Raw genomic sequence first — 11,626 nt, 5'->3', positions numbered from 1 at the left:
TATGGAGCTTTTTCTTTTTCCATTTTTAAAATCGCTGATCGCCCTCTTTATCATCACCGATTCGCCGGGGAATCTCCCCTTCTTTATGGGGTTGACCGAAGGGCTTAGCCTAAAAGAAAAGCGCTCGATCTTTGCCACCTCAATCATGACCGGTTTTATCACCCTGATCGCTTTTATGCTGGCCGGGAAAGCGGTCTTTGACCTGTTCGGCATCACCCTGGATGACTTCAGAATTGCGGGCGGAATTCTCCTCTTCTGGATCGCCATTGAAATAATGCTGCGTGGGAGGGTAAACTTCGAACATAAGGAAGACGTGGGGGTCGTGCCGCTCGGCTGCCCCCTGCTGGTCGGACCAGGGGCGATCACCGCTTCGCTGGTCATGCTGCAGACGTACGGCTACGCCATAACTTTAAGCGCGATTGGCGCCTGTTTTTTCCTGATCTGGCTGGTCTTGCATTTCGCCGACGACATTTACCGCTTCCTGGGAAAGAACGGCTCACTGATCCTGGCAAAAATCTCCGCCATCCTGATCGCCGCGATCGCCATCCAGTTCATCCGCGAAGGGTTGTTCGGGGTCTTCAGGCTTCACTAGAAATACGCTTTAAATTCCTGGTAATCGGCCGCCTTGGGCGAGATAAATAGAATTAAATTACGGTAATCCGGTTTATTTTTCAAACCACCAAGCAGTCCGGCATGACTGCCGCCATTAACCACCGCCTGCCAGGCTTCCACCGTCGAGTAGCCGGCCTCTTCGATCAAATAGCGGGCAATAACCGCTCCGGTCCGATCCGCTCCCCAACGGCAATGGATGTAGACCGGTTGCTTCATCAATTCTTTGATCTTCGCCCATTCCGCCGCGGTTGGGACTTTAGCGTTGTTCATTGGAACATGGAGACGCGTCAGCCCCGCTTGTTCCAACAGTCGGGCGTATCTTTTTTGGACCGCGCTGGAATTTTCCAAGTCGATGATATTTTCTACCCCTTCTTCTTTTAAAAACTTAAAAATCGCCGCGACTTGTTGATCGGTATTTTCAAATTTCCTGGGGTTCAAGGGATGACCGCCGGCCAAGATATGGCCATCGATCAAGCGGCAATTATAAGGGATAGGGCCTTGGCCGGTAACTTTAGCGGCTGGGAATTTTTGACAAATTGAGGTCTCGGCAAATACGACAGTACCACTAACTATGAGGATAACAAATGCGGCTAGGAAAAGAGCCGTTTTTCTCATAAAAATCAACTTTTTACCAGAATCTGGAACTAAATTGGGCAGACTTCAAATTGTTGATTTAATAATACCTTAAATATTCTAAAAACGCTACTGTTTCAGCAAGCTTAAATCAGGCGACCGGCTATCAGGGCTAGGCCAAAATTAGCGCCGCTCTCCGCGTATTTTCTGTCCGGGGTCAGGACAGAAACAGCGGCCTTGCCTTTTAAATCATGGTTGATCCGTTCGGCAACAATCTCCGCCGGCGGGCCACTAATATGGGAACCGACTAAGGCAACGTTATTGATTGAATAATCGTTCTCTCTCAGCTCTCTGACGTATTGAGCCGCGTATGCTCCTATCCTGGCGTAGACTTGCCGGGCAATTCCTTTTTGTGATTCATCCCCCTGGCCAAGCCATGCCGGCAGGCGTTTGGGCATGTCTTTGTCGGCCAGCTCCGGAAACATTCGCTCGACGCCAAGTGCCTTAGCGATATAAATTATCCCGGAAAAAGAAAGATATTTGCCCGCCCTTCCCCAGTAATAAGGGTCACCGGAGCTATCGCCCGGGTCAATAATCACCTTATTAAGCTCATTAAAACCTTCGACTGGCCAGCCCTGGCCGTCGGTCACTGAAGCGCAAAGCGTTGTTCCAAAGCGCAGGAGCAAAAGACTTCCCGCCTTCAGTAAGGCCCGGGCATAAAATGTCGCTTGGGCCGCGCCATCGTTTTCTATCACGCTTGGCACTGCGCCGAACATCGAAGACAAAACGTTTGGCATCATTCCCCACAGCATCATTTCGACTTCATCAAAATCACGGACAACACCCAAGGGAATGTTAATGAATTGATGCGCCTTTGTCCGCGCGGCAACACTGACCCCCACTCCGTCAACCCGGCCAGGAAATTGGTCAGCCAGATATTTCGCGCTCCAAACCATCTGAGACAACGGGGCGGAAACATTGCCTCCTCCCGGCAGGTTGTAAGCGAGGTAGGTTGGTTCATCGATCAAGGGACTGACTATTTCCGGCAATTGCCCCTCGGCTAGTCGGACAATGCCGGCCCGAAACCTGGTTTGGCCGACATTCAGGGTCAGGATATGCGCTGGTTCGCGACCCAGTCTGGGTTCAAGCGCACGATCAGGCATTAAAGAAGGCTGGTAATTATGATATCGCCGCAGCATGTCCCCAACGGAAACCCGCCCATTGGTCTGCCCCTGATAATTCAGGTAGGAATTGATATTGTAGCTAAAAACTTGTTTTACTAGTTCAGCCAGAGCTGGCGGCTCAATCTCGTAATTCTTGCAGCCCGAAGTTACCAACCTGTTGTTGGTAATAACCGCAATATATCTGGCATATTCCTTCAGCATCGCTTCGTCCGCCTGGCCAGGGATAAAGAATTGTTCGATAGCAGATCGTCCGTCGCCTTGATCGAAGGCCAGCTTGACCTCCACCCTTGGCAAATTTTGTCGTTCCAACCCTTCAGATATCCTTCTGACCGTTCGACGCCAACCATTAATACTCCTGAACTGGAACCTCGCTATTCTTGACGCCAATTGGGATGGCCTGGCTGTTTGTTTAATGGTTGTCATAGTATCGTTTTCTTCCCGCAAGCATAAAATATTGTCGGTCAATGAAGAAGTTAATTTCAACGTAATTGAGGCGGGAACCAAAAAAGAATCGGGGCGAGAGGATTTGAACCTCCGACCTTCCCGATCGGATCGGGACGCTCTACCAAGTTACAAATCCAATGAGCTTACAATTAAAGAATCGGGGCGAGAGGATTTGAACCTCCGACCTTCCCGATCGGATCGGGACGCTCTACCAAGTTACAAATCCAATGAGCTTACAATTAAAGAATCGGGGCGAGAGGATTTGAACCTCCGACCTCACGGTCCCGAACCGTGCGCTCTACCAAGCTAAGCTACGCCCCGATAATAAACAAACTTTCCAGAAACTTACGACTCTTTTGCTCTTTAAGAAAGGATTCTCGATCCCGCGCTTCAGTTAAGGTCTTATACTCTTCTTGATAAACCAATTCGAACGGCCTAAAATACCTATTCCCTTTGGTTTCTCCGGTATTATGCTCTGTTAATCTATTAAGAAGATTTGTCGTATAACCAATATAATATCGATTATTTTTCAAACTTCTTAAAATATAAACGTAATAAACACTCTCCACTGTCATCCCCACCCATACCCCATTTGAGCCTCGACCTGCCTACCGCGGTAGACAGGTCCGATCGGGACTAAGCTACGCCCCGATGGCAACTGCTCATTCTATCATTTTTTCCGTAACTTTTTCAACGCTTCGCCGATTGTCGGTTCTTTCCCGTCAAAATACCGCTGGAGATCGAAGCGATGAGCATAGACCGCCAGCAGGGCCGCGCCAAACCCGAAAACAATGTATTCCCAGCTCCAGGAGCCGAACCACATAATGAGGGGCAACAGGCAAAGGATCAAAACGGTTGCCGGAATAAAATAACGGACGACCAGAAAACTGAACAGCCAGAAACAAAAGATCACCAGAGCAAAGAAGGGATCGAGCGCCAGCAGGATCCCGCCGGTCGTCGCCACCCCTTTCCCTCCCTCAAACTTTAAGAAAACGGAAAAATCATGTCCGGCAATCGCCGCTAACCCGGCCAGCGCGATCCCCCAATCCGGCAAACCGAGATAGCGGGCCAGAGCAATCGCCAGGTAACCTTTGGCAATATCGCCAAGTAAGGCAAAGATCGCGGGGAGCGGACCGGCCACCACCAAAACATTGGTCGCTCCGACATTGCCGGAACCTTCTTTGCGGACGTCTTTCCCATTAATCTTATGAGGAAAAAAATGACTGAAAGGAAGGCTTCCCAATAAATAGGCGAACCCGACATAAAATAACGTCAAAATAGCTGTCATGATCTGATTAGGAAACTTTTTCCAAACCGAAGGCCTTATGCAGGATCTGGACCGCTTTCTTCCCCTGTTCCGCCTTAATAATACAGGAGATCTTGATCTCCGAAGTGCTAATCATTTGAATATTGATCGAATTTTCAGCCAAAGCGCTGAACATCTTCGAGGCGGTCCCCGGCTGACTGACCATTCCCACCCCGACCAGAGAAACTTTGCAGACGTCGGAATCAGACACGACCCCTTCGGCATTCAGTTCTTTGGCAACCCGCTCCGCGACTTCAACCCCTTTTTTCAAATCGGTCTTTTCGACGGTAAAAGCCATGTCGGCGCTGGTCCCCTGCGAATTGATCGACTGGACGATCATGTCGACGTTGACTTTTTCCTTGGCCAAGGCCCCAAAAAGTTTAGCGGCAATCCCCGGCTTGTCCGGCATTTTGAGGATCCCAATCTTGGCGACATTTTCGTCAAGGGCTATCCCCCTGACCGCTTCTGTTTTTTCCATTTTTCCTACCTCCTTGGCAATCCGAACCGGCGACATGATATAGGTCCCCTCATCGTCCTTTAAGCTGGACCGGAGATGAATGACCATGTCGTAGATGCTGGCACACTCGACGGAACGAGGGTGCAGGACCTGCGCCCCCAGGCTGGCCAATTCCAGCATCTCTTCATAAGAAATATATTTAATTTTCCGGGCCTCTTTGACGATCCGCGGATCGGTCGTGTAGACCCCGTCGACGTCGGTGTAGATATCGCAGACATCGGCTTTAAGAGCGGCGGCAATGGCAACGGCGGAAGTATCCGAACCCCCGCGCCCGATGGTGATAATGTCTCCCTTGCTGTCAATCCCCTGAAAACCGGTAATGACGACAACTTTTCCGGCTTTTAATTCGTCTTTCAGCCGGTCGAGATGGATCTCTTTGATGCGGGCTTTTTTGTAAATATCTTCGGTCACAACTCCCGCCTGGCCGCCGGTCAGGGAGATCGCCGGACAATCCATCGCCTGGAGCGCCATCGCCAGAAGCGAGGCCGAAACCTGTTCGCCGGTCGAAACCAGCATATCGTATTCGCGGGGATCGGGGTTATCGGTAACTTGGTTCATCAGGTCGATAAGTTCGTCGGTGGTCTCCCCCATCGCCGAGACAACGACCACGACATCGTGGCCGGCGACTTTCGCCTTTTTAACGCGGCGCGCGACGTTTTTGATCTTGTCGGGCGTGCCGACAGAGGTGCCGCCGTACTTGTGGACAATAATCCCCATGATTCAAGAATTATAGCACGGGATCATAAAGCGCGAAATCCATTGCCGCCTGAATACGGTCGGCTTCCCGTTCCGCCAAAACAGCCGCCCCCAACAGGCCGGCCTTGCCGTCCAATTTCGTTAAAAACACTTTCGAGGCCAGATCGTTTTGTTGCGGCCAGGAAACCACCCCCGGCGTACGCAGCATTGTTTTTAAAGTTTTCAGCAACGGTTGGCCGATCTGCGCCACTCCCCCGCCCAGAACGTGGCGGCCGTTTAAGGTCAAAGCGTGACCGGTCGAGATGTTCATCGCCAGGTAGGCCATCGCTTCGTGGACCACCCTGACCGCGATCTCGTCCTTTGAGAGAAAAGCGGCGCCAACTTCTTCTCCGGTCAGTTTGCGACCTGATAATTCAAAATACTGTTTTGCCATGGCGGTCCCGCTGACATACGCCTCAACACAACCGCTGGCGCCGCAACCGCATTCTCTGGCCGACAAATCGAGGATCGGATTAACAACCTTGAAATGGCCGCCTTCAGCCGCTGTCGGGAAAATTTCTCTTTCGCCGTCAACTATCGCAAACCCATACCCAGTTCCAATCCCGTGCCAGATAACAACCTCTTCCGTCCGGCCGCTCCCAAACATCGCTTCGCCCATCACGGCGGAACGAGCATCATTAAAACCAAAGATTTTCATCCCGGTAGCCTGCGACAGCGCTTGAATAAACCCATTAAAACCAAATTTTAAATTCGGCGGAGACAACAACGGCTCCCCACTGGCCCCATCTATCGGGCAAGGGAATCCAATTCCGCCGATTACAATGTCATGGACATCTAATCGCGATATTTCCAAAGCGGATCTTTTAGCCAACGCCTTGGAACTGGAAAATTCCGCCATCGGCACGTTGACCGATTCTTCAACCCGGCCTTGTTTCACTACGGCCAAACGTAAATTTGTTCCCCCGATATCACCGGCCAGGATCCGGCGCGCCGGTCTAGCAGAATAATTTCTCACTCTTTCACTAGCTATTGTCATACTAATTCCTCCTTAAAAACTACAAAATGATGTCGATTGCTCCCTGGCCGATCGGGAGTTTCGGCCTGTAGGCCAACATGCAAACCATTGTTCAATAACTCCTGTCCGGTTTTTTTGTATCCCTTCCCGGAAACAAGATCATAGAAAACATAGTTTGAGCCGGAGTCGAAACCCAGATCGGCAACATTGAAACGGGCCCAGGCCTTTTCATCAGACCCGGTTGTGCCGGTGTAAGTCACGGCAATTTCCATTAGCGGCCGTTGACTTTCGGTCGGCTGCCAGACCGTCCATTTGCCGGCGGCAGCCCGGTAAGCAACTGCTTCGGCCACGACGTCCTTGACCTGGGCCTGGAACAAATCGTCAGGGTAAGACAAAATGCCAACCGACCCAAAAGGTCGGAAATCCGTCCCGGTCGATTCCCGAATATTTACCAGATCGAGCCCCTCGATCACCGGCAGACGCTGTTCCCAATTTCCCATTGGGTTACCGATCTCGCCGGATGTTCCCGGTTGGATATTGGTGTATTGCCATCGGCCAGCATTTAAATGATCAGGGCTCAAGGTGTACAAAGAGGCTAGCGGCATAACAACCGTCTCGGCCCCAGAGCCAGCAATGATCCGCCGGTGAACCTCCATCATGAATTTAGTTGTTAATTCGGAAACACTTAGCGGTTTAGTCAAACCCGGCGCCAAGATCCCGAACCGATTTAAAAATTTGCCGGCCCGTTGGCCGTCGATCCAGCCGTAGTTATGATCGCCCGCCTGGGCGGTCAGTAAGCCGGTCAAAGCCGGCATGTCGTGAGTCAGGCTCAAGCGATCGTTCGGCCCGTAAGCGGCCAGCGGCACGTCTTCCCAGGGCAAAGACCTCATCAGGGTAATATCCCTGCCGCGCGCAACAGCGGCTTGGATCGCCTCTTCCGCCGCAACCCGGCGATGAAAATCGCCGACGGTCTCGGCCGTGAACTTCATGTCGGGGACTTTTTCCAACAAAGCGAATAATACTTTTTGGGCAAAGGCTTTCCGCTCCGCCTCTTCTGTCTCCGGTTTAAAGACCCAGCGTCCGCCCTCCTCCGCTATTTTCGCGTCGCGGGGATCGGCGGCATTCAAGACCCGGTACTGACCTTGCGCCAACAACTGCGGATCGTAAACCGGAAAAGTCGTGTAGCCGCCCAGAAAACCGCAGGCGTGATCGATACCGATCCGATTGATCCCCAGTTCGTTGAGATTTTGAAAACTTTTGACCTTAAATTCCAGCAGGGCGTCATTGTCTTTTTCGGCCAGGAAGCCCCAAAGCTGGATCGGGTAGCCGTTTTCCGGTTCCGGGAAACAGCCGATCTGGCGGGCAAAGTCGAACATGTCCGGCATCAGGAATCCTTCCGCGCTTTCGCGGGAGGTCCCGACCCCGACCAGGACTTCGATCTCTTCGATCCCCTTGGTCCGGGCATAGTCGAGCCCTTCACGGACCTGGCGATAAGTTTCCATCTGAACGTATTTGTGATAATTGATCCGGTCTTTGTTCACTCCCATAAATTCTTGGGCCTTCGAGCTGGACAGGTCGGCATAGGCACGATCCCATTGCTCCATCGGCAGGTGGCCGAACCGTTCTTTTAACCCTTTAAAATAAGCGTATTTATCCAGCCACCAGGAGTGTTCCTCACAGAAAAAGTTAAATTGCCTGGTCCGTTGCGAGTGATTTGACAGCGAGAACCGCTCAAAAGCTTTTTCCAAAACGGCGGGATATTCGACTTCGACCAACCCTAAATTGGTCGTTGATCCCTGGGTAACTCTATTGGCGCGGGCCAAAGTGTCGGCCACGCTTTTTCTTAAGGCCAACAGCTCTTTAACTTCGGGGATTTCCGACAGATCAAGTAAACGATGGCTCAACGCGTTCATGCTGGTCCGGCTGAAGAGGCTGGCAATATCCACCGCCACCTCATGGATCGGCTGTAAACAAACATGCTTGATCCCAGCGGCCGCAAGTTGATCGACCGTCGCTTTGAAAGTCGTCATGTTACCGGCGCCAAGGTCTTGAACTTTGCTCGATCTCAACTGGGCAATGGAAAACGTGGGCATAAAGTGCTTTTCCCGGACCGGAGATATGTAATTAACCATTAAAATTCCCTTTCTTATTTGTTGCTAACAATCATTTAGTTATCAGTAGCAAATTGGGATAATTTCAATGGATTTCGAGGCTGGAATAATAATAGAAACCTTAAGCGCGTAGAGCGGAAATCTCGGCTGGGGTTAAGTAGCGCCATTCACCCGGCTGTAACGGTCCCAGGGTCAAGGTCCCCATCCGGACCCGGCGTAAGGAGAGAACTTCGTTCCCCAGAGCTTCAATCATTTTTCTGATCTGGCGATTCCGCCCTTCCTTGAGGATCATTTTAAGCCGCCGGTTATCCTTGGCCAGGACCTTGGCCGGCAGGGTTTTCTTCCCTTCAAGCATAATCCCCTGTTTGAGCGCTTCAACCTCTGAAGGGAAAAGTGGCTTAGCCACTACAACCTCGTACTCTTTTTCATGCTCGTAGCGGGGATGGGTCAGTTTCAGGGCAACTTGCCCATCATTGGTAATCAAGAGTAACCCTTCAGAATCCCGATCCAACCGCCCAACGGGGAACAACCGGCCTTTTACCCCTTTTAACAAGTCCAAAACAGTCGTCATTTCATCTGGAGCGCAGGTCGAAACAACTCCCTGGGGTTTATTCATTAATATGTATATTTTCTTGCTATTACTTGATATTATTGAGTCGTCGACTGTCACTTTATCCAGCTCCGGATTGATCTTGACCCCCTGCTGGTCAATGGTCTGGCCATTGACCTTTACCCGACCGGCTTTGATCAGTTCCTCGGCTTTTCGCCGGGAGGCACAGCCGCTATCGGCCAGGAATTTATGCAATCTTATCGGTTCCATATTCCCCATTGTAGCACGATTTTCTTCCGCAGCTAAAATGCCCACATATTTAGGCTTGTCACTCTTTCCTTACTATGTTAAAATTCTAATGAGTTCGGAAAAGGAAAAAAAGGTTAATCTGGATATGATATCCGGTGTTTTCATTGAAAAAATATATCGATTCATTCAATCAAATATCATTAGCCAATAGAATTACGTTATTGAGGTTAGCCTTGGTTCCGGTCTGCGTGATCTTCCTGCTGGTCGGCATGTACGGCCTGGCAGCCGTCACCTTCCTTTTCCTCTCTTTTTCCGACGCGCTCGACGGTTACATCGCCCGGAAATATTACCAGGTCTCGGAAATCGGTAAATTGCTCGATCCCTTAGCGGATAAGATCCTTGTTATCTCCGTACTGATAGCGCTTACTGGTCTAGGGAATACTAATCCTGTTCCGGTCATTCTGATTTGCGCGAGAGAGTTCATCGTTGCCAGCGTGCGCGGGCAAAAGATCTTTGCCGCCAGCCCGGTCGCGAAATGGAAGACCGCCGTCCAGATCCTGGCGGTTTTTATGATCATGCTGAACCTCCCGCTTGCCGGATTAGTTCTTTGGCTGGCCGTAGCGTTGTCGCTCGTCTCCGGAGGAGCCTACCTATGGCAGAGCGAACTAATCAAGCAGCTGAAAAGCTAAACTTCTTCAGCCAAGTCTTGTCGGCCCTCGGCAAGAACACCGATCATCAGGTCGCGGAACTGTTGCACCAACAGCGCCTGACGGTTTCGGTTGCCGAGTCGTTGACCGGCGGGCTAATCTCCAGCCGCCTGACCAGTCTCGCCGGTAGTTCCGACTTCTTCATCGGCGGCATCGTCTGCTATTCACCACGGATCAAAGTCACCCAGGTCGGGATTTCTCCCGCTCTAATCAGCCAGCATGGCGTCGTTAGCCGCGAAGTCGCCGTCGCGCTAGCTGAAGAGATCAGGAAAAGGTTCAAAACTGACGTCGGCTTAGGCATTACCGGAGTCGCCGGACCGGCCCCGATCCCGCCGGCCCCGGTCGGCCAGCTCTTTATCGCCGTGGCCAGCAAGAACGGGACCGATTGGAAAGAGCTCAATCTTGACGGTAAACGTGAGGAGATCAGAAATAAAGCGGCGGAAGCGGCCCTGGGGCTGCTCTGGCTGCATTTAGGCGGGGAAACAAAGGCGCTCGACCGAAGCGCTTAAATATTCGGTCCGTCGGCTTCAATTAGTAAAAGAAAACCGCGTGGCTCGTTGGGCGGGAGCCAGGTCCGCCCATGTTCCAAAAGTTCGTTAAGGAGGTCAATTATTATGGTCAGCGAAAAAATTGAAAAAAGCGCGGACAAGAGCGCTGAAAAGGCTGAAAAAGCCAGTGAACGTTCCAAGGCCCTGGGGATCGCCATTGCCCAGATCGAAAAGAACTACGGCAAAGGTTCGATCATGAAATTGGGAGAAGCATCCAAGTTGAACGTCGAGGTCATTCCGACCGGCGCCCTGTCGGTCGACGTGGCGCTCGGGGTCGGCGGCTTCCCGCGCGGCCGGATCATCGAGATCTACGGTCCGGAAGGCGGCGGTAAGACCACTGTTTCCCTGCACGCCATTGCCGAGGCGCAGCGCCGGGGAGGGGTCGCCGCCTTTATTGACGCCGAGCACTCCATGGACCCGGCCTACGCCAAAAAACTGGGGGTCAACATCGACAACCTGCTGATCTCCCAACCGGATTACGGCGAACAGGCCTTGGAGATTGCCGAGACCCTGATCCGCTCCGGGGCGATCGACATTATCGTTGTCGACTCGGTCGCGGCCCTGGTCCCGAAGGCTGAAGTTGAAGGGGAAATGGGGGACGCGGTCATGGGGTTACAGGCCAGATTGATGTCCCAAGCCCTGCGCAAACTGACGTCGGTCATCAGCAAGTCGAAGACGGTGATGATCTTCATCAATCAGCTGCGCGAAAAGATCGGGGTCATGTTCGGCAATCCGGAGACCACGCCGGGGGGCCGGGCGCTCAAGTTCTACTCCTCGGTCCGGTTGGATGTTCGGGCGGCCGAAAAGCTCAAGGACGGGGATAAGATCATCGGCACCCGGGTCAAGGTTAAGGTCGTCAAGAACAAGGTCGCGCCCCCTTTCCGCGAAGCCAGTTTCCTGCTGATCCATGGTGAAGGCTTGCTCCGGGAAGCCGACATTCTTGATCAGGCGGTCAACCTGAATATAGTGGAAAAGAGCGGTTCCTGGTTCTCTTACGGCGGGGAGAAGATCGGCCAAGGTTTTGACGGAGCGGTCAAGTTCCTAAAGGAAAACGGCAAGATCTCAACTAAGATCGAGGCGGAAATTCGCAAGTCGCTGGCCCATAAAGAGTAAT

At 52.0% G+C, this 11,626-nt stretch carries 12 protein-coding genes and 1 tRNA gene; 4 read left to right on the top strand and 9 right to left on the bottom strand.

The annotated features are described in order from the left end of the window. Position 1 precedes the first annotated feature (1 nt). Complete coding sequence (locus WC772_00370; protein ID MFA6169212.1) at positions 2–592, top strand: MarC family protein; 591 nt, start codon at positions 2–4, stop codon at positions 590–592. On the opposite strand, the gene WC772_00365 is transcribed toward WC772_00370, so the two are convergent. From WC772_00365 to WC772_00325, 9 genes are all read right to left on the bottom strand, one after another. Next, positions 589–1,227, bottom strand: coding sequence for a hypothetical protein (locus WC772_00365; protein ID MFA6169211.1), 639 nt, complete (start codon positions 1,225–1,227; stop codon positions 589–591). The two genes, WC772_00370 and WC772_00365, sit on opposite strands and share 4 nt — an antisense overlap. A gap of 104 nt (positions 1,228–1,331) precedes the next feature. Next, a complete protein-coding gene (locus WC772_00360; GenBank protein MFA6169210.1) occupies positions 1,332–2,678 on the bottom strand; it encodes a hypothetical protein in 1,347 nt (448 codons plus the stop codon). A gap of 382 nt (positions 2,679–3,060) precedes the next feature. After that, a tRNA-Pro gene (locus WC772_00355) sits at positions 3,061–3,134 on the bottom strand. After that, positions 3,125–3,388 carry a GIY-YIG nuclease family protein gene (locus WC772_00350; protein ID MFA6169209.1) on the bottom strand — a complete coding sequence of 88 codons (264 nt, stop codon included), beginning with the start codon at positions 3,386–3,388 and terminating at the stop codon, positions 3,125–3,127. The genes WC772_00355 and WC772_00350 overlap by 10 nt, the downstream gene beginning before the upstream one ends. A gap of 95 nt (positions 3,389–3,483) precedes the next feature. Continuing rightward, a complete protein-coding gene (gene plsY, locus WC772_00345) occupies positions 3,484–4,101 on the bottom strand; it encodes a glycerol-3-phosphate 1-O-acyltransferase PlsY (GenBank protein ID MFA6169208.1) in 618 nt (205 codons plus the stop codon). Between the two features lie 7 nt (positions 4,102–4,108). Beyond that, positions 4,109–5,353, bottom strand: coding sequence for an aspartate kinase (locus tag WC772_00340; GenBank protein MFA6169207.1), 1,245 nt, complete (start codon positions 5,351–5,353; stop codon positions 4,109–4,111). Positions 5,354–5,363: 10 nt separating this feature from the next. Continuing rightward, positions 5,364–6,368 carry an ROK family protein gene (locus WC772_00335; protein MFA6169206.1) on the bottom strand — a complete coding sequence of 335 codons (1,005 nt, stop codon included), beginning with the start codon at positions 6,366–6,368 and terminating at the stop codon, positions 5,364–5,366. Further along, positions 6,365–8,479, bottom strand: coding sequence for a 4-alpha-glucanotransferase (locus WC772_00330; GenBank protein MFA6169205.1), 2,115 nt, complete (start codon positions 8,477–8,479; stop codon positions 6,365–6,367). The genes WC772_00335 and WC772_00330 overlap by 4 nt, the downstream gene beginning before the upstream one ends. Before the next feature lie 100 nt (positions 8,480–8,579). Beyond that, positions 8,580–9,278, bottom strand: a complete 699-nt coding sequence (locus tag WC772_00325; GenBank protein ID MFA6169204.1) for a pseudouridine synthase — start codon at positions 9,276–9,278, stop codon at positions 8,580–8,582. A gap of 134 nt (positions 9,279–9,412) precedes the next feature. On the opposite strand from WC772_00325, the gene pgsA reads away from it, so the two are divergent. The 3 genes from pgsA to recA all read left to right on the top strand — a co-directional run bounded on the left by pgsA (position 9,413) and on the right by recA (position 11,625). After that, positions 9,413–9,946: a CDP-diacylglycerol--glycerol-3-phosphate 3-phosphatidyltransferase gene (gene pgsA / locus WC772_00320; protein ID MFA6169203.1), complete on the top strand. Its 534-nt coding sequence runs from the start codon at positions 9,413–9,415 to the stop codon at positions 9,944–9,946. After that, on the top strand, positions 9,910–10,473 hold the full coding sequence (locus WC772_00315) for a CinA family protein (GenBank protein MFA6169202.1): 564 nt from the start codon (positions 9,910–9,912) through the stop codon (positions 10,471–10,473). Before pgsA ends, WC772_00315 begins: the two co-directional genes overlap by 37 nt. Positions 10,474–10,578: 105 nt before the next feature. Continuing rightward, complete coding sequence (gene recA, locus WC772_00310; protein ID MFA6169201.1) at positions 10,579–11,625, top strand: recombinase RecA; 1,047 nt, start codon at positions 10,579–10,581, stop codon at positions 11,623–11,625. Position 11,626: the final 1 nt, after the last annotated feature.

This window comes from Candidatus Margulisiibacteriota bacterium (assembly GCA_041661965.1).
Taxonomy (GTDB): Bacteria; Margulisbacteria; WOR-1; order O2-12-FULL-45-9; family XYB2-FULL-48-7; genus XYB2-FULL-45-9.
The sequence above is the reverse complement of the archived record's forward strand: the minus strand, read 5'-3'. Positions and strand labels throughout refer to the sequence as shown.